Origin of the sequence: Psychrosphaera sp. F3M07, assembly GCF_018860345.1 — a bacterium.
Lineage (GTDB): Bacteria > Pseudomonadota > Gammaproteobacteria > Enterobacterales > Alteromonadaceae > Psychrosphaera > Psychrosphaera aquimarina.
This window is the reverse complement of record NZ_JAHKPJ010000025.1, coordinates 335,547-358,094: the sequence shown is the minus strand read 5'-3', so window position 1 is coordinate 358,094 and position 22,548 is coordinate 335,547. Positions and strand designations below refer to the sequence as shown.

Genomic DNA, 22,548 nt, shown 5'->3' with positions numbered 1-22,548 from the left:
GAGTTGTCATGTTTGATTTTACCTTATTGATCAATGCTGTTTATGTGATATCAGCAACATTATTTATACTGGGTCTTAAATTACTAAGTCACCCAAGTACTGCCAGAAAGGGCAACTTAGTTTCATCAATCGCTATGTTTGTTGCCATTATTGTTACTTTATTAGATAAAAACATAGTTTCATTTGAGTGGATTGTCATCAGCATTATTACGGGTTCTGTGGTTGGTGGTTTTGCTGCTAAACGCATAGAAATGACGTCAATGCCTGAACTTGTATCACTATTTAACGGGATTGGCGGTTTAGCCAGTGTTGCTGTGGGCTGGTCAACGGTATTAGGCAATTCAGATCTTTCCATATTTGTGTTGTTTGTTACCTTTTTGGCGTTATTAATTGGTGGTGTAACGTTTTCAGGCAGTGTGGTGGCGTGGGCTAAATTAAGCGAAAAAATAGCCGGCAGACCATTAGTCTTTAAAGGACAAGCGTTTGCCAATGTATTGTTACTCGTTTTGGTGTGTTTATCTGCGTATTTATTTATAACTGAACCAACATTATTAACTTGGCATTATTTAGTGATTGGCTTGGCATTAGTGCTTGGCGTCATGGTGGTATTGCCAATTGGTGGTGCAGACATGCCGGTAGTCATTTCACTGCTAAATAGTTATTCCGGTTTAGCGGCCTGTGCTGCAGGTTTTGCATTGGAAAATAATTTGTTAATAGTGGCAGGTGCATTGGTTGGTGCCAGTGGCATCATCTTAACCAACATTATGTGTAAAGCGATGAACCGTTCTTTGGTTAATGTCTTAACTTCTGGTTTCCAAGCTGTAGTAAAAAATGAAATGAAAATCGAAGGTGAGATAAAGCCATTAACTGCAGAAGATGCTTTTTTTGTTCTTGAAGCAGCTCAATCTGTTGTGGTTATTCCTGGTTATGGCATGGCTGTAGCACAAGCACAACATGCGTTAAAAGAATTACAAACTCTGCTTGAAAGCAATGGTGCGGAAGTCGCTTATGCTATCCATCCTGTTGCTGGGCGTATGCCTGGGCACATGAATGTATTATTAGCAGAAGCGGATGTTTCATATGAACAATTATTTGAAATGGATGAGATCAACGCTCGAATAGACAGTTTTGATGTGGCCATTGTTATTGGGGCAAATGACGTTGTAAATCCTGCCGCTCGCGAAATGAAAGGTAGTCCTATTTACGGTATGCCAGTCATAAATGCAGATTTGGCTAAAAACGTATTTGTATTAAAACGCGGCATGGCAACGGGTTTTGCCGGTGTCGACAATCCACTGTTCTTCAAGGACAACAGTCGCATGATATTTGGTGATGCTAAAGAAACTATCAACACCATTATCCGTCAATTTGCAGATTAAGCTTTAAAGCCTTAATCAAGGTTAAGGCTATTTAAATTATATTAACGAGTTATTGGGTAAAAATAACTCGAATTAGAGTCAAGGCATTCATATGAAATCTATATCAAGTTTAATGGCACAACAGCCGTTATTACCTATTATCCAAGCAAACAATGTTGAGCAAGGTGTAAACATAGCAAAAGCTATGTTTGCAGCCGGATTAACTGTCGTTGAGGTGGTGTTGCGTACACCTGAGTCATTACAGGCATTAACGGCAATTAAACGAGCTTTGCCAGAACTTATAGTCGGTGCTGGCACAGTAACCGACGAAGATATATTAAAACAAGCGATAGAAGCGGGGGCTGACTTTATTGTTACTCCAGCCATCTCCACTAAGTTATTAGGCTATTTAGTGGACTGTGGCGTGCCTGTATTACCTGGGGTATCAAATACTGCTGATATTTTGTTAGCAAGGGAGTTTGGCTTTACTGAAATGAAACTATTTCCAGCTTCTTTGTCTGGAGGTGCGCCATTTTTAAAAGCCGTTTCATCCATATTTCAGGATGTGATCTTTTGTCCAACCGGCGGAATTACACAAGCCAATAAACAAGACTATTTATCATTACCTAATGTGTTTGCAGTCGGTGGTACTTGGGTTTGCCAACCAGAATGGATAAATATAGAAAATTGGCAAGCGATAACAAACTCCTGTTTGAGTGCGATAAAATAACCCTACTATTTTTAAACACTCGTTTACATTCTCCAAATTAACAAGGATGATAGGGCTGTTTTAACTTTATCATCGCTTGTTCATATCATGTTATTTCCACGTTGGAATATACAAAATCCTCTTAGTTTTTCTAGATTTCAATCTTTCATATTGTTCGTTTTTTGATTGATATTTAAAAACTTCAAAAAAAGTAAAATTAAATTCCCTTATAAAATAGTGCCTTATGAATTAATCATCTTTGGTAAGGCCACTTTACCTCCAGATTACTTTACCTTTTTATTTTGTGGTGATAGATTAATCAAAGTTACAAAAAAAATATAATAATAAACGGGGAAATTCATGAGCAAACAACATTTCAGTAAAGTGGGCTTTAAAAGAACACTACTCAGCACTCTAATTTCAATTCAATGTTTTGGTGCGTATGCAGCAGTTGAAGCTGAAAAAGAAAAAGCACCTAGTGTCGATGATGTTGAAGTAATAGAAATCAAAGGTATCAAAGGTAACCTTGAATCAGCATTAAACGCTAAAAAGTCATCACCTACCATAGTCGATGGAATTTCATCAGATGATATTGGTAGCCTACCGGCATTAGATATGGGTGAAGCATTACAAGCGGTTGCTGGTGTTCAGCTTAACCGTGAGGGCGAGCGCAGAGAATCAAGCATTAACTTACGCGGACTGCCGTCTGGTTTTGTATTAACAACTGCGAATGGCCAGGCAATTGCTACTCCAACTAGAAATTCATCAGCATCTGCATATGGAGCTGGTAATCCTTTTGGAGCCTTTAATCCAGCAGTATTTTCTGGCATTAAAGTCGTAAAATCTTTATCAGCTGAAATGCCAGAAGGCGGGATTTCAGGTATCGTAGACCAAGGAATACGTGGTGCATTAAGCCGCAAAGATTCATTAACCGCGCAAGTGGGTTTCAGACATGAAGAGTTAGCCGACTCTATGGATCCAGAGTTTGTATTGTCTGGTTCAACGCACTTGATTAAAGATGTATTAGCGGTAAATGGTACCCTTGCATTTTCAGAACAGACCTTCCGTCAAGACGCCATAAGAATTAATGCGTATGACACTATTTCAAACAAACAATATGACCAAGGTAATGGGGCTGGCACCTTTAGTGAGTGGAAAGCGGCTCAAGGTTTACCGTCAAATGCCATAGTGCAAATGCCAGGCGAGTATCGCCAACAAAGTGAAGTTAATACAGGTGACCGTCTTTCTTTTGCAGGGGGTATTGAATTTCAAGCGACTGAGCAATTAAAACTTGGTGCCAATGTAATTTTAACTAGCCGCGATCTAGACGGTAGCCGTTTAGAACAGTTGGAAATGCGTTTAGATCAAAGCACCGTAGGCATTACACCACGTGCTGATTCTGCACCACGAGATACTGGATCAGTGGGTACAAACGGAGAGCCAATCTATACACTTTCAGCGGTTGATTTTAATAACCCTCGTTATTATTTTGATAATCGTCAAGATGCTCAACAACAAGATTCTAATGCATATTTGTTTGACGCAGAATGGCGTTCTGATGACTGGATCGTAGATGCTGCAGTAACTCTTTCTGATGCAGTTAACCAACGCGCTGAAGTATTGTTATCTTCACGTGTAGATAACTCAGGTATTACCGGGACGGTATATACAGGTGAGGGTGATATAGGCGATTTCTATTTTGATATGGAAGGCGCTGAAGGTTCGATGGATTGGGATAATGCGATATGGAGCGTAAAAGATAAAGTTGCTAATACGGCATTAGTTGGCTCAAAAGTAGACGGCGTATCTAATGTTTATATGATCATTACGGGTAACTATGAACAGGTAGAACACGAAGCAAATTCAGTAGAGTTTAATGCTGAACATATGTTAGATAACCCGTTTATTCAAAGTGTTAAATTTGGTTATCGTTTTGCAGAGTCGTCACAAGACTCTACTTACGCGAAAGGCTCTTCGGTCGGTGTAGACCCTACAGGCGTTCTTACTAAAGCTTCTATTACAGACCCATCTTATGTAAATGAAGAAGCTTTTTTTGGAGGCCTAGCCCCTGGTTTTGTAACCGCAGCAGAAGGTTGGCGTTCATTTGACTTTGCATCAATGAATCAAGGTCTAAAAGACACCATCGATATTAATAATGTGGGCGATTCTAGTGACGGAGAAAAGGCTGTATTGACGCCTATGGGGTACATCCAACGTGGTGGTCGTCAAGCGGATGGTTATATATATTCTTCTTCACTGGAAACTCATGCGCTGTATTTAATGGCTAATCTAGAAGTTGAGTTGGGTGATTCTTACCTTACTGGTAATGTGGGTGGACGTTACATTGACTCTTCAACTGAATCTCGTGCGCCATTAGCGGGGCAAGGTGATATTAATAATTTAGACGATGGCGTCTATCCAGAAGATTACAGCCACTTTTTACCTAGCATTAACTTAGCGATGAATTTAGATCAAGATGAAGAGTTTATGGTACGTATGGCTTATAACGAATCAATAGTTCGTCCAGACTTAAGAGCGGCTAATCCTTCTGCTAAATTCAAATATATTCCAGGTTTGGCTGAAGTTGGTCTGCCGGGTGTTGGTATTAAACCATTTGAAGCGGATTCTTTGGATTTCTCTTTTGAATGGTATAACCGTGAAGGTAGTGCGATTACATTAGCGGTATTTAATAAGGAAATTTCAAACTTATTTGATAGCGAAGGTTTATGTAATAGCGATGCTTTGGTTGGTACGGGTGTTAATTTAGGTAACTTAAGTCAATTAGCAGACGGAACTTGTATTACAGATGGTAATGATAATCTATCAGATAGTACCTTATTAGAAGCGGGTGATGAAGTTCGAATGGCGGGGCTTGTGAACATTGAAGATACTATTTCTGTAAGCGGTTATGAATTGTCGATTCAACAAAACTTAGATTTCCTACCTTATCCATTTAATGGCTTAGGTGGTGTATTGAACTATTCAAATACAAGTCAAGATGAAGACGACGATGCGCGTGTTCCTGGTATTTCAGATGAGACATATAACGCTATTGCGTATTACGAAGAAGATGATTTTGGTATTCGTATAGCTTATAACTATCGTACAGCTTATGACTTAAGAACCACAGGTACAGCTAATGGTAGCGGTGACAGAAGTGTAAAAGCGGCTGGCCGATTAGACCTTTCAGCTTACTATAATGTGAATGAAAAAATGAGTGTCAGTTTTAAAGCATATAACTTAACGGATACCTTATACGAAGAGTATCAAAACAATGAGTGGATGCCGCGCTCTACTAAGTTTGGTGGACGAGTTTATGCTGTTAACGCTAAATATAAGTTCTAAGCCAAGCAGAAATATTATGTGATTTGTATTTCTGGTGAACACCAAGCTATTTATAGCTTGGTGTTTTTTTATGGAGGAAAATTAATCATAAACCAGCAATGCGCGAAAGAGTTATTTAGCTATTATTTAACGCTTGTTTTAATGCAGCAACACATAACAGTACATTTTCACTTTTTGCACTGTATCCCATTAATCCTATACGCCATGCTTTGCCTGTGAATGCCCCAAGGCCCGCACCAATCTCTAAATTAAACTCATTCAAAAACAGCTTCTAACGTCATCCAAAACAAACACTAGAGTTTTTTTGGTTTAACACCAGAAACGTCAGTGGTTGAGATTTGGCCTGGCGACGGTTGGTACACAATAGTTATTAACCCTGTGGTAAAAGAAAAAGGCAAATACATTGCAGCTCACTCCCCTACCTTTGAAGGTGATTCAGCATTTTATGAACGTAGCTTCAACAGTTTTAAAGAAAAAGTAGCAACCGATCCTTTATTTCTAGGAGCTGAAATCTCTCAATTCCACGCAACTAAATTATTAGACTTTGCACACTGAAAACAGTGTTGATATGGTACTGACGTTCCGTAACGTTCATAACTGGTACATAGGTAGTGGTGATGAAGGTGTTGAAACTGCATTTACCGGTTTTTATAAAGCCCTTAAAAAAGGTGGCGTGTTAGGTGTGGTTGAACATCGTATGCCAGAAAACTTAGATCAAGTAGAGAACAAACGTTCAGGTTACATGAAACAGTCTTATGTGATTGCAGCCGCAGAAAAATCAGGTTTTAAATTGGTAGCGACAAGTGAAATTAATGCCAATGCAAAAGACACAGCTCAACATCCAAAAGGCGTTTGGACATTACCACCAAGCCTGCGTTTAGGTGATGAAGATAAAGCTAAGTATTTAGCGATTGGTGAAAGCGACCGCATGACGCTGAAGTACGTAAAATAGAAACCAAATATACTGTTAACTAACAGCGAAGAGATAACTAAAACGGTAAGCCATTGTAAAATTGCTTACCGTTTTTTTGTCAGAAAGACGGTCTTACAAGGATACAAAATGTTTTTACTTGTTTGTTTAATCACAGCCAAATGTTAATTTAGGTAACTTGTCTCATCTAATAATTTTCTAATTGTATATGTACGCATCGCTCAAAACGTACTAACTTTTAACTAGTGATATAATTAAGTAATGCAGTACATATCAATTAAGGTGCCCGGTATATATGAGTTTGGTGATGAATAATAAGCTAAGGAAGCAAATAAAGCTTCGTTATAGTCTGGCACTTTCATTCATTGCTATCTTGATCTCCACGTCTTTTTTTATCATATCATCAGTATTAAAAAGCCAACGTGACGATGCTGCAATTATTAATATTGCGGGTATGCAGAGAATGCTATCGCAGAAAATAAGTTTGCACGCTAATCAAATAATTCGTACTGACCACTTAAATGCTCCAAATCCGTCATCACCTTCCCAACTAAATAAGTTAAAAGTTGCAGTAAATAAATTTGAAACTAACCAAGAAGTCTTGGAGGGGTTATTAAAAGAACAGAGTTCAAATGGCCTTTTACCTGCAGAGGTTAGTCATATTTTATACGCAGAGCCTAGTTTGCTTAAATCCAGAATTATTAATTATGTGGATGCTGCAAAAAAGTTAATTATTCAAGCCGAGAGTCAATCGGTTCAAACGTTAGCTTGGAATTATAACGATGATGAAACGGATTCGTTATTAAAGGATTTGAACCAGGTTGTAGTGGCATTAGAGCTTAGTGCCCAATTGAAGGTTGATAGTATGTCGAATATAGAAACGGCTATTTTCCTTAGTACATTGCTAATTTTACTGCTAGAACTGTTTTTTATATTCAAGCCTCTTGAGCGCCAAATCATGCGTAATGTTGAAGATTTAGAGGAAGCTAAAGACGCTGCTGAGCAAGCTAACGTCGCTAAGTCTGAGTTTTTAGCCAATATGAGTCATGAACTGAGAACGCCTTTAAATGGCATTATGGGAATGCAGGAACTTGCGAGAAGTGAGAGTGATCCTGTTAAACGTGAAAGCTTTTTGGTACAAGCCGTTGCGTCTTCAAAACATCTATTAAAACTAATCAATGAAGTACTCGATCTTGCTAAAATTGAAGCTAAGAAAATGTATTTGGAACAAACGGACTTTTCACTTAATCAATTATTAGATCAATGTTTTGCCCCTTTTATTGTGCTTTGTCAGCGTAAATCTATCGAACTCAACATTACTAATCCGAAAGAGTTTCCTGCGTATTTAAAAGGCGATTCAACTCGATTAACCCAAGTTATCAATAATCTATTATCTAATGCGCTTAAATTTACCGAGCAAGGCAAAATTGACATTAATATCCAATTAGAAGAGCTCGATAATGCAAAAGTTAAATTACAAATGTCGATTAACGATTCAGGTATTGGAATAGACTCAACTCAGTTGGCGAGTATTTTCGATAAATTCACTCAAGCTGATGGCTCAACGACTAGAAAGTTTGGTGGAACAGGACTTGGGCTAAACATTACTCGTGATTTAGTTGAAATGATGCAAGGTGAAATCCAAGTAGAAAGTGAAGTTAACAAAGGTTCAACGTTTCAATTTTTTGTCATGTTAGATAAGTCTGATAAAAAATTAGAAGCCTTAACCCCTTTAACGAATTCGTTAAATAAAGACAGTTTAATTGTCGTAGTTGACGACTTAGAAAATAGCCGGATTTACTTAAAATCACTGATTATAAAAATGGGATTACGTTGTCTAACATTTGACTCAGCGGCTGCATTTCAAAAAGAACAAGCTAATATAGGCTCTATTGCGGTATTAGTGGTGGATTATCAAATGCCGGATGTTGACGGTATAACCTTAATTGAGCTACACAAAGCCCATGATGCCAACTGCAAATATATGGTTGTTACCGCAGCACCTGAGGCTATTTCTTTAGCAGACAGACAAGAGCTTGGGCATGTGCCAATTTTAGAGAAACCAGTTAAACCTGAGATATTTAATAAAAAACTGAGTTCATTACTTTGCGAAAATACAAATAACAAACAGTTTGATACTAGAGTATTGAATATATTATTAGCCGAAGATAATTCAATAAATGCACAAATCGCCATTAACATGTTGGAGCGTATTGGACATAAAGTGGAATGGGTTGTTAATGGCAACGAAGCGGTTGAAAAGGTGTGCTCTCAACAAGAGGGGAGTCAACTAAACGATTGTCAGTTCGACTTAGTGTTAATGGACGTTAACATGCCAGAGATGAACGGATTAGAAGCCACCCGCATCATTAGAGAAAGTTATAAAGGCAATTTACCTATCGTAGCGTTAACCGCAAATGCGTTTGCCTCAGACATTAACGAGTCGCTAAACGCAGGTATGAATGCGCATCTTACCAAACCAATGAAAATGGACGAGCTGTTAAAACTGATTTCACAAATTCAGCAGGGCGATAAGTTTCATACTGTAGATTAAATTCGTTGGGCTTGCTCAATAGTGAAAAAGGCACAGAAGATTCGTATCTTCTGTGCCTTTTTTGTATCTCTATTTTAGGGTATTTAAAGTTCTTATTTATTCAACGCCTGCTTTAAAGCGGCTAAACACAGCAACACGTTTTCACTTTTTGCACTGTATCCCATCAAACCAATACGCCATGCTTTGCCTGCGAATGCCCCAAGGCCCGCACCAATCTCTAAATTAAATTCATTTAATAAATATGATCTTACCGCAGTGTCGTCTACGCCTTCAGGAATATACACTGCATTTAATTGCGGTAAACGTTCAGCTTCAGGAACTATAAACTCAATACCTAAATCAGCTAAGCCTTGTGCTAATGCTTGGTGTTGATCTGCGTGACGTTCCCATGCAGTTTCTAATCCTTCACGGTAAAGGTGTAACAAAGACTCGTGTAATGCATATAACGAATTAACCGGAGCTGTATGGTGATAAGAACGTTTGCCGCCAGAATTATTAGCCCAGTAATCCATTACCAAGGTTTGATCTAAAAACCAGCTTTGTACTTTAGTGGTTCTCGATTTTATTTTATCGACTGCCGCTGGACTAAAACTAACAGGGGATAAACCCGGCACGCATGATAGACATTTTTGGCTGCCAGAATAAATCGCATCTATTTGCCAGTCATCCACTCTTAATTCAACACCACCTAATGAGGTCACCGCATCCACTATGGTTAAACAGCCGTACTGCTTAGCGATAGCACATAAGGTTTGAGCGTCGGATAACGCACCTGTTGAGGTTTCTGCATGAACAAAGGCAACAAACTTAACATCGGTGTGCTGTTTTAATGTGTCTTCTAGCTGAGACGGAGAAACGGCGTGTCCCCACTCTCCATCAACGGTAATAGCGACCCCACCAACTCGTTCAACGTTTTCTTTCATTCGAGCGCCAAACACACCATTGATGCATACAATGACTTTGTCGCCAGGCTCTACCAAGTTAACAAAGCAGGTTTCCATGCCTGCCGAACCTGGTGCCGAAACCGCCATAGTGATCTCATTTTTGGTTTGAAATGCGTATTGCAGTAATGACTTCACTTCATCCATCATGTTGACAAATAAAGGGTCTAAATGGCCAATCGTAGGTTTGGATAGAGCTTGTAATACTTGCGGTGAAATATCAGAAGGGCCGGGTCCCATTAACGTACGACGAGGGGGATTAAAAGACGAAATCGACATTGTAGCTCCTTAAGCTCAAATAATTGTTATTAGCATAACAGGGGGAGACGCATAATTTTGATAAATATATTGTATGTTTGTTATCACTTAAATCTATTGTTAGCGTAAAGTCGTGATCAACCTTATTGTTTTAGCGGTGACCTTAGTCATGCATTTATTTGCTTTAGTTGGTGATAAGTAAAGGTGTCATGAGGGAAAAAAGTAAGATAAAAAAATAGCGCTCAATGAGCGCTATTTGACTATTTAATATAACATTGGGAAATATTATTCTTCTGTAGCAACAACAACATCTGCTGAGTTACTGTGATAAGGACTGTTGTCATTATCAGTGTCTAGAGATACACCGTCATCATAACTTTCAAAGTTATCTGCATAAACAGATGTTTCTGCACCGGCATCATCAATAGAGAATATCTTAACGTTATCAACCTGGAACTTACAATCTGCCATGTTGGCACTTGTATCACCTAATTTGAATACAAATGTTGAAGCACCAGACGCTAAATCAGCAACAGATTCACTATAAGAATTCCATGCGTCTCCAACAGAAGTTCCGTCAATAGATAATGAAACTAGTGGGCCTACGTCAGCCGTTGCATTTGTCGCATCCCAAGTGATTTCTACGTTAGTCCAAGTGTCAGCCGTAAAGCTAGGGCTAGTTAAATCAACCGTTTTATTGCCATCTTCATTTTTGTTACGAATAGCATAATCAGTGTCGTAATCGCTACCATCAATACGTAAGTCTACTAACGCATTGTATGAACTAGTAGAAGCGCCATATATAGCGATATAAGCATCTTTCACGTTTGAATCAATAGTACAAGTTGAAGCGGCTGTTTTAGAAAATGACGCTGTTAACTTACCTTTAGAAATACTGCTTACACCATCAGCACTTGAAGATAGTTTGTAACGTAATTCACCCGCATCGTCATCTAATGTATCCATGATCAATGCAACTTTATTACCCGATGTTCCAGGAGCAACGTCACCTTCACTTAGGTTACCGCCATTGCCTTCACCAGAACCTTCACCTTCGCCTGAGCTGTCTTCCATACCATATACAACAACTTCAGCTTCAAATGTTCTGCTACCAAATGGAGAATCATCATTAGAGTCGTCTAATGAATCACCCACCATAAAGTCTTCAAAATCTTCTTCTAAAAGAACTTCAGTTCCAGCAACATCAGAGTAGATATTTAAGTCATTTACATATACAGCATCTGCAGATAGTGAACCATTTGATGACAATCTAACGGTCATCGATTCAACTTCAACACCAGGAGTTGGGTGTTGAGAAGTAAACGGACCATAACTTGTGCCGTCGATCATAACAGTATAAGTGCCCACTTCAGTAGTACTTGAAGTGTCCCAAGTCATTACAATGTCAATCCATTCACCAGCTATAAAGTTTGGAGCATCGATTGCATCTTCATCAATTACACTGCTTGCACTTGTATTTTTACTTGGTACAGCGCCTTCATCAAACGTATTAACACGAAGACCATAAGCACCTTCATTTAATGATAATTCACCAATAAGGCTCTTAGTTGAACCTTCAGTGTCATACAAAGAAATATAAGCTGTTTCTGTTTCAAGTTCACCGTAAAGAATTGAAAGAGATAATTTACCAGTGGTTGTGCCCGATTCAAATTTGTAATACAACTCACCAGTATCGCCATCATCTGAGTCACTAATTTTTGCTACTTTATCCGCGGCAACACCTGTAATGGTAATCGCAATACTCGCTGAAGTACCATCGGCTGAAGTGATAGAGATATTTTCTACTACCGTATCTTCCACACCTGATAAGGCTGCTACAGTAGTATTTTCTGTGTCTAAGGCATAAGTCCACGCACCGTCAGCTGAAATTGAGAAAGTACCGTAGGTGAGTTCCACGTCAGATTGAGCGACAACGGTATCTGCACCATCTGCGTCAGTAACTGTAATTGTACCCGTTGAAGCTGCGCTTGCGTTTTTAGTTATTGTTGCCGTTGTATCACCAGCGAACGTAGCCGCAGAGTTTGCGACAGAAACAGTACTAGAATTTACGGTTTCTGCAAAATCATCGTTATCGGTATAAGACGCAGATACTGAAATGTCTTGACCTACTAAAGCTTCAGTAATGGTTAATGTTGATGTGGTTGCACCTGAAATAGCTGAACCATCTGCCATCCACGTATATGTAATAGCAGAACTATCAACACCGTTTTCATCAGTTACGGTTGCAGTAAGGGTTTCACCTGAAGCGGCAGTGCCAGATATTGTTATCTGACCAACCGTGTTTTCTACGTCATCTGAATCTTCACAGCCCGCTAATGCTAAGGCAATGGCTGAAATAGCAAACAATTTTCTCATTATAATTCTTCCTGTTGATTATTTTTATTTTGACAAGGTTTAGATTATTGGTAATTGCAAAAAGTCTAACTCATGTGGTTCTTAGTATTAAATTGGAATACCACATTGTCAACCAAAATGTAGACTGATTTATAATCAATTTGGTTTTTATTAAATAATCAAAAGGAATAATAAAGATTTAACCAGTTATAAGTTATTGTTTTTTAATAGATATTGTGTTCATTGATTCTCGTATTTGGGTTAACCACTTGGTTTTATATTTTTTTTCTGTGGTCAAAAAGGTCAACATGGTAAGTTGATTTTTAATGGGTAATGCGTAGGTTAAGTAATAATGGTATTGACCAATTGTCTCTATTTCATATTCAAAAATTGCGACTTTAGTACCAAACTCATTAATCACTTTGTCTTTTTTCCATTTGGCATTTTCATGTGCTTTACGCAGCATCCCAGATAAGGCGTTTTGAATTTTTCGCATTGATTTTTTATCGGCTTGCATCGGATATTGTGTCAACGTGAAGGTGACTGAATTGTCATTATTAGCAAAAGCAGATGAAGGAGGGAGCTTCTGCCCACTGTAATACTTTGTTAACTCTTGCTCAGTCATTAGGTTTAAATCACTCGGTAATGACAGGGTTAACGCATTATCAAAAAATGCATAGGTGTTTGATTCTGCTTTAATAGATAAAGTGGTAAACAGTAAGATTAGTGGTAGTAATAATTTCATTTTATGCCCTCAATTTGTCTGAATAATTAATGTAGGTTTTCAATTTTATAAAAGGTCGCTTGAACATAATCATGCAGATCGCCAGAGTTGTTTTGGTTATAAACACCGGCTTTGAAGTACATGTACTGGCCGCCCTTGTCATAACCACTTTTGCTCATATCCACCGTTTTACTAAATACATCACCGTTGTCTTTAGTGATAGTGACCGTTAGTTCATTGCCAACGACTTTAATTTGATACGAAAATTTTTCGTTTAATTCTATTCCGTTAGTTGGGTTACTTGCGCTGTTGTCCCTTGACCCTATTAATGAATAATAACTGTCGTCGCCGTCTAATATTTCGTGAGCAATATAAATACTGCCTTTATCATTATTTGGTAACTTACGGTAATAAAGCCGTACGGGTTCGTCGTCGTTAGCGTGGATTTGACCTATGATCACTCGGCCAATCTGATAATCTTCCCCTGTCGACGTAACGTGATTGACCGCAACATCGACATTCAAAATACCATCGACACCACCGGCATTGTTCTGATCTAATTGAGGTGCAGAGGAAAATACCCAGTTGTTTTTATTTACGCCTTGCGTTTTATGTGAACTATTACCCTTACGCAACATTTCACGTAATTCACTACGTACATAACTTGTATTTTCTGATGTTTTGTAACCTTTAATGGTACTAGAAAATACCAGACCTTCATCTTCACTAACGTAAAAGAATCTTGGATCTTCATAACCTTCGCTCAGGGTACTTTCTTTAATACTGTCGGATTTACCATTACCGTCTTCATCCGTTTGCACACTTAAATACCAATCAATAAGTTCAATATCGTGTTGCGTGTCTTGATGACAGCCAAATGCCTCAAATTCGATCACTCCACTTTGATTATTCAAGCTATTGCCATTTAACGTTAACTTGAGAAAGTATGCGGTTTGTTGATTAGTATTTAGCGATAACTTATCAGCGATAATGTAGTTTTTCTTACTTTGGCCATTAGTAATAAGCGGTTGCCAATTCTCTTTATCTAGTGAACTGGCTATTTCAAAGTAGTTGTTTACATCTTGTTTCTGCCAGCTAATAACAAAGTCTTTTAATAACGCTTTATTATTTAGTTGCATGACAATTTCTTGTGGTGTGTTTTCAGATTGCCAATAAGAGTCATTGGTTTTATCGCTATCGTATAAATGAGTTAGATTTGCATCAGTGGTACCTGTAGTAATGTTTTCTGCAGATACTATTGTTATTGGATACGAACCATTACAAGATAATGGGGTGGTGTCACTGATATCAATTTCAGTCACCTTGTCAGTATTACTCGTGTCTTCGGTATTAGTTGTGTCTTGACTTTCACTCTCTACGGGGACATTGGTTTTTGTACCAGAGTCGCCTGTCGACTTTTGTTCATTGTGAAATGACAGCTCTTTGCAACTCACAAGTAGAATGGAAAATGTTAATAGTATGTACAACGCTCTAGACATGAGTAACCTCAAAGATTAATGGTAAGTTCGCTCTATTGAGTGATTATTTTTGATACGTTTTACACTAGTGATGAATGAAGGGTCAACCAAAATATAAACTTTGGTTGACAATTTGGCGGTTAATTCTAAGGCTAGTTGATTACGTTTTGTGTTCAACTAAGTGATTTATAGAATATAACCCACGGGTTTCATTATTCTTTCTTTTTATTTCTTCTAGAGCTTGGGCTTCGCTTGCGTCAAATAATGAGTTTATTAAACGATTAAAATGTTCATGCATTGCCATACGTGCTGCTTGAGGGTTTCTATTTTTTAACGCGTTATAAATATTTCTATGTTCATCTAAACGTTTATCGACACTACCGTGACAAACATTTGAATAGGCTTCTTTAATATTTTGTTTATGTTCCCTTAAATGCCAAAAATTTTGCACTGCATATAATATGGCGTTATTGCGAGTTGCTGCAGAAATAATGTGATGAAATTCTCTATCTGCGTTTTCTGCATCTATCCCTTTTTCCATTGCAATCAATACCTGGTGCAACCGATCAAGCTCTTCTTCTGTGATACTAGAAACAGCAAGCGCTGCGGCTTCCCCTTCTACTAATGCACGGGCCTGAGTCAGTTCAAATGCACTGACTGGAAGTTGATTCGTGACATCTTGTGCTTTCTCAATGACGTAAACCCCAGAGCTGGTTTTTACTTCAACACGGCCTCTAACTTCCAAGGCAATAATGGCTTCACGTATGGTTGGTCGACTTACATTAAACAGGTCTGCTAATACACGTTCCGGCGGTAATCTTCCGCCACAAGGATACTGCCCAGAGTCAATTGACTCCTCAATTTTTTCTACTATTTCCCAAAACAAACGACGGTTCTGCATTGTGATTCTTCTTTATTTATACCGCTAGATGATAGTGAATAATTAAATTTTATTGATGTAACTTTATAACAGGAAATAAACAATATGCAAATTGGTATGTCAAAAATTAACCTTTGGTAATGTCAAAAGTTGAAGTTATGGTTAACCAAAGTGGTTGACAATGGGCTAATATGTTGTTTGAATGCACACTTGCTGAATAATAAAAAAATATGAGATCACTCAAAATGGCAACAAACAACAGGTTAAACAAAATCAGTGAGGTGCTTCGTCAGAGCACAAACTTACGTGACAATATAATTCTCGCTTCTACTTTATTAGGTTTCTTAGCGTTTCCTGCTATATCAGCAGAAGACGACGATAAGAAAAAAGAAAAAGCAGATAAAGAAATAGAAGTTATACAAGTGCAGGGCCTTCGCGGGACAATGACACGCTCTCTTAACGAAAAGAAAAATAGCGTGGCAATTGTTGATGCGGTTGCAGCATCTGATTTTGGTGAATTACCTGGTTTGTCATTGGCTGACATTATCGAAAATATTTCTGGGGCTTCAGGTCACAGATTAAAAGGTAGCCAAAACGAAATCTCTATTCGTGGTTTAGGTTCATATTGGGGTTACTCAACTTACAATAACAGAACCATTACTAATGCCGGCCAAGGTCGCGCAGTTAACTTTAAAAAGTTCCCTTCTGAGTTAGTTGATAAAGTTGTCATTTATAAATCTCAACAAGCTGATCTTGTTGAAGGTGGTACGTCAGGTACGATTGATGTTAACTCTCTTAGAGCCGTAGATTACGGTAAATCACAAACAACGGTACAAGCTGCAGGGATTTACAACTCTTATTACAGCGATGTTGAAGGTGAATCTACTCCGTTTGGCGGAAGTATTGTTGCTTCAACAGTTCAACAGTGGGAATTAGATGGTCTTGGAGAAATGGGTTTTACGTTAGGTTTAACGCATAAAAAGACATCTAACCCAGAAGAAAATTTTGGTGGTAGTTCTCAAATGGGCGTTTGTGCCCTAAGAAATGCCGCTGGTGATGACTTAATCGCAGGCAGTGAATGTGGTACGGGTCAGCAAGGTGTAAGTGCAGGTCGAGTAGGTCGTGAACCTCAACTAGGTATTGATACTAACCTTGAAGATTACGATCCAGATTCACTTTATTATGTTCCAAAAGACGCATATTGGCGTTCGGTTGATGACACAGATGTGCGTACTGGTGCCGTTGTTACCTTCCAATGGAAACCAAATGCAGACCTAGACATCAATGTTGATTACCAACACTCAGACCTTGAATACACTGAAAAGCGTTATGAATTAGGTTTAAATAACCGTTGGGAATTCCTTGAAGATCAGGTTGTTACCGATGATCACAACTTAGTATATTCAACCGGTATGACACGTCCTCAGTTATTAGCTGAAGACAGAAACCAGGTAGATAATTACCGTGGTGGTGGTATTGAAATTGAATATTCACCTCTGGACGACTTAACGCTGACATTAGATATGTCTTATTCAGAATCGACTCGATACTTGGTACGTCATCGTACTAAATTAAGAGCGCCAAACGTAAAAAGTCATGGTAATGGTTATTACAATTACGCGTTAGATTTCACTAATAGTGATGTACCAGTACTAACTTGGTTGGACTCAGAACGCAGAGGCCCAGGTGATGCTGGTTTTGTATCATCAGAGGTATTTGATGCTTCAGATCTGAATAACTTTGTGCACGATGGCAAAGCTTATGTTGAATATCGTCGCGCCCACGATTACAGAAATGACGATATCTATGCGATTAATTTTGATACGGAATACCAACTAGGTAGTGAGTACTTCTCAAGTATTAAAGCCGGTGTAAGATTCTCTAAAGAACATTTAATTGATCAGTCTAATGGCTCAAGTGCAAACGATGTTTCTATTGGTTTCAATGGTGAAAAAATCGCTGGCGCAACTGATAATGAAGATAAATATGATGGTGGCACTAACTGGTATGTTGAAAACCCAGAAGCCAATTCAGCTTTAATCAATGGCATCATTGATAGCTGTGCAAGTGATCATGTTAATAACAATCATTTTGAAGAAGAATCAGGCGCCGCTGGTGATGTTCCAGGTTACGCTAAATACGATCCAAAATGTTTTATCGGTCAAATCTTAGGTCAACTTCCTGGCGCAACGGGTACTGACTTCTACGATATCGGTGAAAAAGAAGATGGCCGTGATGGTTCTGACAGAGATGTAACAGAAACAATCACTGCCGGTTACGTGATGGCTAATATCGACGCTGAAATATTTAATACACCGGTTTACGGTAATGTAGGTGTTCGTGTTGTTCGTACTGAAACTAACTCCGTTGGCTGGGGTGATAAAGTTTACATTACTTCTTCAGTATACGAAGACGATGAAGACTTATCGGTTTATTCAGCTGAGATCAATGCAACAGGTGAAATCGAACGTTTAACCTTAGACTCAGATTACACTGAAGTTCTTCCTAGCTTGAACTTAACGTGGCAAGTAACCGACGAATTTTATGTTCGTACGGCAGCTTATCGTGCCATGTCTCGTTTCCAAATGAACGCGATGTCGGCAGGCGTAAGTTATGAGACATGTGAAAACGAAAATGACGAGATCTGTAACCCAGAAACCAACACTGACTTATCTGAAGTGATCCGTAGTGGTGACGCAAATGGTAACCATTTAGCGCCTTATACCTCTATGAACTATGACTTATCTTTAGAGTATTACCCAAGTGAAGACGCGACAGTTTCTGCTGCGTTTTATCACAAAGAGTTTAATGGTGGTTATGAAACCGCGATTGAATATCGTGATATCACAGTGAGCTTAGATGGCCAAGATGTGACATATCCAAATGTTGCCCACGTGGTTAAACAAACTTCAGATGATACTTCTACTATTAAAGGGGTTGAACTTGCAGGTCAAGTTCACTTTGTTGACTTACCAGAACCATTTGATGGACTAGGCGCTAAATTCGCTTGGAACCGTGCAGATTCTGATTTTGTAACTGAAGAGATTGCAAGCCCTGGTGCAGTAGCTGATGCCAACCTATTTGGTTTCTCAAAAGATGTGGCTTCGGCGTCTATCTACTGGGAAGGCGACAAAACAACTATCCGTCTTCTTTGGAAATACCGTTCTAAATACTTCCAACCAAATGGATTGCCATTCCCAGACCGTTCTCATCGTTATGTTCAGCCAGCTGAATACATCGATATGTCGGCTAAATACAAAATCAATTCATCAGTTAGCCTGTTCTTAAAAGGGTCAAACTTAACCAATACGGCTCAAGTTTATACTCGTGGTAATGATTCAACTATTTCTGATTACTCACGTTCAGGTCCTAAATGGGAGCTAGGTATAAAAGCAAAATTCTAGGTTATTCCTAGTGGTTAGCTTCGGCTGACTGCACTGAGTTTGTGTTGATTATTGATACACAAACTTAATGTAACCCTTTGCCGTCATTTGATTGCAAAGGGGGACAAGTCTTCAAGGAACGAAGATAGAGCACATTGCTCAACTATATTTTTAAGCGTGCGGTTTCTATCCATTTATTAAATAGAAGCGGCAAATAACAAAGCAAAATCTCGAATGCACACTGCTAATCGGTGAGCCAACAATATGCGAAATAAGCATTTATATATTTAGGAGTTAATTATGTCTAAACCAACTATCGGCTTTATCGGTCTTGGCCTTATGGGCGGCAACATGGTCGAAAACTTACAAAAACGTGGCTATACGCTTAACGTGATGGATTTGAATAAAGAAGCTGTTGCTAAAGTACTAGAGCGCGGAAATGCGACTGAAGTATCTTCTGGTAAAGAATTAGCAGAAAAAAGTGACATCGTAATGCTTGCTTTAACAACGTCTAAAGTTGTTGAAATGGTTGTTTATGGTGATAACGGTATTTTAGCTGGTATCTCAGAAGGCAAAACGTTAATTGACTTCGGTACTTCAATTCCTGCTTCTACTCGTAAAATTGGTGCTGATTTAGCGGCTAAAGGCGCTGGCATGATTGACGCACCTCTAGGTCGTACACCTGCTCACGCTAAAGATGGTTTATTAAACATCATGGCAGCTGGTGATATCGACACGTTTAACAAAGTTAAACCAGTTCTAGACGATCAAGGTGAAAACGTATTCCATTTAGGCGCACTTGGTGCCGGTCATACAACTAAATTGATCAATAACTTCATGGGCATGACGACAGTAGCAACTATGTCTCAAGCATTTGCAGTTGCTAAAAAAGCAGGTGTTGATGGGCAGCAATTATTCGACATTATGTCTGCTGGTCCTTCTAACTCTCCATTCATGCAGTTCTGTAAGTTTTATGCAGTAGACGGCGAAGAAAAACTTGGTTTCTCAATCGCTAATGCAAACAAAGACTTAGGTTACTTCTTAGAAATGGTTAAAGACTTAGGTACTGAATCTTTGATCGCAGAAGGCACATCTAAAGGTCTACAAGCAGCAGTTGATGCTGGTCTTGGCCAAAATGATGTTCCAGTTATATTTGATTACTTCTCTGGTTTAGAAAAGTAATTAGCTAGTCTTGAAAGGAGCTTTAAGGGAAGGTTTAGTTTTAACATGCAATTAAACAAAGAACTTATGGCTCCCTCTTAATATACAAGATATCAGTCTTATCAATTATTGAGCTATTGCCACTTATGATGTGGCTATTAATTACAGAAGTCGTATTTTTATACCGCTTCTTTTTTACAAATATAAAGAGTTAATTATGCGATTCATAAGCGGGCACTTAATAAATATATGTTTAGTTCTGGTATCTTTTATAGCTACAGACTTGTGTGCCAAAGAGTACTTAGTCGACAACAAAAAAGCCTACAACAAATTGGCTTCAACCTTGGTTGCTGGGGACACAGTCGTTCTTAAGAACGGTGTTTGGAATGACTTTGAGATTGTATTGCAAGGTCAAGGCAGCAAAAACGCACCAATTTCACTAACAGCTGAAACTAAAGGCAAAGTTATTCTTTCAGGCCAATCAAATTTAAAATTGGCTGGTGAATATTTACACGTTTCAGGCTTAGTATTCAAAAATGGTTTTACGCCAAGTAGCGCCGTTATTGAATATCGTGTAAACAAAGACAACTTTGCTTATCACTCACGCGTTACAGAAGTGGTGATTGATAATTACAGCAATCCAGATAAAACAGAATCGGATTATTGGGTTGCGTTATATGGTCAACATAATCGTTTTGACCATAACCACTTAGTGGGTAAAAGAAACAAAGGGGTGACGGTTGCGGTTCGTCTTAACAGCGAACAAAGCCAACAAAATCATCACGTCATTGACCATAACTATTTTGGCCCTCGCCCTATATTTGGTTCAAATGGTGGAGAAACCTTAAGAATTGGTACTAGTCATCATTCATTAACAGATTCATATACTTTGGTTGAAAATAACTACTTTGATCAAACCAACGGTGAAGTAGAAATTATTTCAATCAAGTCAGGCAAAAATACGGTACGTGGAAATGTATTTTTTGAAGCTCGTGGTACGTTAACTATGCGTCACGGTAACGATAACTTAATTGAAGAAAACGTATTTTTTGGTAATGGCGTAGATCATACCGGTGGCATACGTGTTATCAATAAAGGCCACACCATCCGTAATAACTATATGGAAGGCTTAACGGGTTTCCGTTTTGGTAGTGGTTTTACCGTAATGAACGGTGTTCCTAATTCACCAATCAATCGTTATCACCAAGTTGATGGCGTGACGATTGAAAATAACACTTTAGTGAATGTTGAGCATGTACAATTAGGTGCAGGTAGCGATGCAGAACGAAGTGCAGTACCAATAAATAGCACATTAAAAAATAACTTAATCATCAACCAAGACAATCAACAACCGTTCACAACGTTTGATGATATGAGTGGTCTTAAATTCTCAGATAATATTGCCAATACCGATGTGCTTAAAGAATTAGCCTACGGGATCAAGAAAGAGGGTGTTGAGTTAAAACGCGGGATAAATGGTCTGCTTTTACCTAAATCAAACGCCATTAAGGCTGGGGTAAAACGCGACTTATCTGTATTAGATAAAAACGCGACAGGGGTAACTTGGTACGCTAAAAAACCAGCCGTTGTTGCCTTTGATTCAGGTGCTACACATACAGTGAAAGCCAATTCAAATGCCTTATTAGCCGCAATTGAAAAAGCAAACTCGGGCGATGTATTAGTCTTAGAGTCAGGTCAATATAACATACCTAAAATCGTCATTGTGGATAAGACATTAACGATAAAAGCCAAAGAACAATCAAAAGCAACAATCACTTATGAACGCTCTACCTTATTTGAAATCCACGACGGCGGCAGTTTAAAACTAGATGGCTTAACCATTACCGGTGAAAGAAGTCCTGATTATGCGGGTAACAGCGTTGTGCGTACCAAAAAATGGGGCATGGTAGAAAACTATCGTTTTGTTTTAATCAACTCTACGGTAAGCAACCTAGACATCAACCACTCTTATAGTTTCTTTATGACCGGAAAAGTCGCGTTTGCTGATGATGTTTCTATTATCAACAATACGTTCACTAACGTAACCGGTGACATATTACGTTTAAATACAGAATACGAAGATTTAGGTATTTATAACGCTGAGTATGTAAATATCAAAAATAACCAGTTCACAGACGTTCAAGGTAGCATCGTTAAGTTATACCGTGGTGGCTCGGACGAAAGTACCTTCGGCCCTCATTTGTTTATGAGTGATAACCAACTTAATAATGTTGGACTTGGAAAACGTAATAAAGATGGCTCAAGTTTGTACGCTCATGGTGTTCAGGTAACAGATATTTCTAGCAATACCATAGTGAACTCAGCACCTATCATCATTGAACATACTGTAGGTGAACCACAAACAGCGATTACCAGTAACGTATTTGACGGTACGCAAGCTCCTAGTGTGACTGAGTTACGTGTAAAAGGCCCACATACCGCTAAGCTAATAAACAACAAGGTTAAATAAA

Annotated in this window: 14 protein-coding genes and 1 pseudogene; 9 read left to right on the top strand and 6 right to left on the bottom strand. The window is 38.6% G+C overall.

All coding sequences use genetic code 11. The features are described from left to right. The first annotated feature begins 8 nt into the window (after positions 1–8). The 3 genes from KO505_RS15635 (at position 9) to KO505_RS15625 (ending at position 5,412) form a co-directional block, all read left to right on the top strand. A complete protein-coding gene (locus KO505_RS15635) occupies positions 9–1,379 on the top strand; it encodes an NAD(P)(+) transhydrogenase (Re/Si-specific) subunit beta (RefSeq protein WP_216056386.1) in 1,371 nt (456 codons plus the stop codon). 91 nt (positions 1,380–1,470) lie between these two features. Next, entirely contained in the window at positions 1,471–2,088 is a 618-nt protein-coding gene (eda, locus tag KO505_RS15630; protein WP_216056385.1) for a bifunctional 4-hydroxy-2-oxoglutarate aldolase/2-dehydro-3-deoxy-phosphogluconate aldolase, read from the top strand. A gap of 339 nt (positions 2,089–2,427) precedes the next feature. Then, entirely contained in the window at positions 2,428–5,412 is a 2,985-nt protein-coding gene (locus tag KO505_RS15625) for a TonB-dependent receptor (protein ID WP_216056384.1), read from the top strand. A gap of 115 nt (positions 5,413–5,527) precedes the next feature. Here the strand turns inward: KO505_RS15625 and KO505_RS15620 are convergent. Then, positions 5,528–5,674 (bottom strand): annotated as a pseudogene (locus KO505_RS15620) (alanine--glyoxylate aminotransferase family protein); the annotation flags it as partial. 65 nt (positions 5,675–5,739) lie between these two features. Between KO505_RS15620 and KO505_RS15615 the strand changes: the two are divergent. From KO505_RS15615 to KO505_RS15605, 3 genes are all read left to right on the top strand, one after another. After that, positions 5,740–5,967: a hypothetical protein gene (locus KO505_RS15615; protein WP_216056383.1), complete on the top strand. Its 228-nt coding sequence runs from the start codon at positions 5,740–5,742 to the stop codon at positions 5,965–5,967. Between the two features lie 13 nt (positions 5,968–5,980). After that, the gene (locus tag KO505_RS15610; protein ID WP_216056382.1) at positions 5,981–6,364 is read left to right on the top strand and encodes a class I SAM-dependent methyltransferase; all 384 of its coding nucleotides are present in this window, start codon (positions 5,981–5,983) and stop codon (positions 6,362–6,364) included. Between the two features lie 286 nt (positions 6,365–6,650). Next, a complete protein-coding gene (locus tag KO505_RS15605) occupies positions 6,651–8,897 on the top strand; it encodes a response regulator (RefSeq protein ID WP_216056381.1) in 2,247 nt (748 codons plus the stop codon). 92 nt (positions 8,898–8,989) lie between these two features. Here KO505_RS15605 and KO505_RS15600 read toward each other — a convergent pair whose 3' ends face one another. The 5 genes from KO505_RS15600 to KO505_RS15580 all read right to left on the bottom strand — a co-directional run bounded on the left by KO505_RS15600 (position 8,990) and on the right by KO505_RS15580 (position 15,554). Further along, positions 8,990–10,117, bottom strand: a complete 1,128-nt coding sequence (locus KO505_RS15600; protein WP_216056380.1) for an alanine--glyoxylate aminotransferase family protein — start codon at positions 10,115–10,117, stop codon at positions 8,990–8,992. Positions 10,118–10,381: 264 nt separating this feature from the next. Beyond that, the gene (locus KO505_RS15595) at positions 10,382–12,472 is read right to left on the bottom strand and encodes a VCBS domain-containing protein (RefSeq protein WP_216056379.1); all 2,091 of its coding nucleotides are present in this window, start codon (positions 12,470–12,472) and stop codon (positions 10,382–10,384) included. Positions 12,473–12,665: 193 nt separating this feature from the next. Then, a complete protein-coding gene (locus tag KO505_RS15590) occupies positions 12,666–13,196 on the bottom strand; it encodes a hypothetical protein (RefSeq protein ID WP_216056378.1) in 531 nt (176 codons plus the stop codon). A gap of 26 nt (positions 13,197–13,222) precedes the next feature. After that, entirely contained in the window at positions 13,223–14,674 is a 1,452-nt protein-coding gene (locus KO505_RS15585) for a polysaccharide lyase family 7 protein (RefSeq protein ID WP_252731826.1), read from the bottom strand. Between the two features lie 139 nt (positions 14,675–14,813). After that, positions 14,814–15,554, bottom strand: a complete 741-nt coding sequence (locus KO505_RS15580; RefSeq protein ID WP_216056377.1) for a FadR/GntR family transcriptional regulator — start codon at positions 15,552–15,554, stop codon at positions 14,814–14,816. Positions 15,555–15,778: 224 nt separating this feature from the next. Between KO505_RS15580 and KO505_RS15575 the strand changes: the two genes are divergently transcribed. From KO505_RS15575 to KO505_RS15565, 3 genes are all read left to right on the top strand, one after another. After that, complete coding sequence (locus tag KO505_RS15575) at positions 15,779–18,937, top strand: TonB-dependent receptor (protein WP_216056376.1); 3,159 nt, start codon at positions 15,779–15,781, stop codon at positions 18,935–18,937. 279 nt (positions 18,938–19,216) lie between these two features. Then, entirely contained in the window at positions 19,217–20,098 is an 882-nt protein-coding gene (locus KO505_RS15570; RefSeq protein ID WP_216056375.1) for an NAD(P)-dependent oxidoreductase, read from the top strand. A gap of 196 nt (positions 20,099–20,294) precedes the next feature. Further along, positions 20,295–22,547 (top strand): polysaccharide lyase 6 family protein, encoded by a 2,253-nt coding sequence (locus KO505_RS15565; protein ID WP_216056374.1) that lies wholly within the window; start codon positions 20,295–20,297, stop codon positions 22,545–22,547. Position 22,548: the final 1 nt, after the last annotated feature.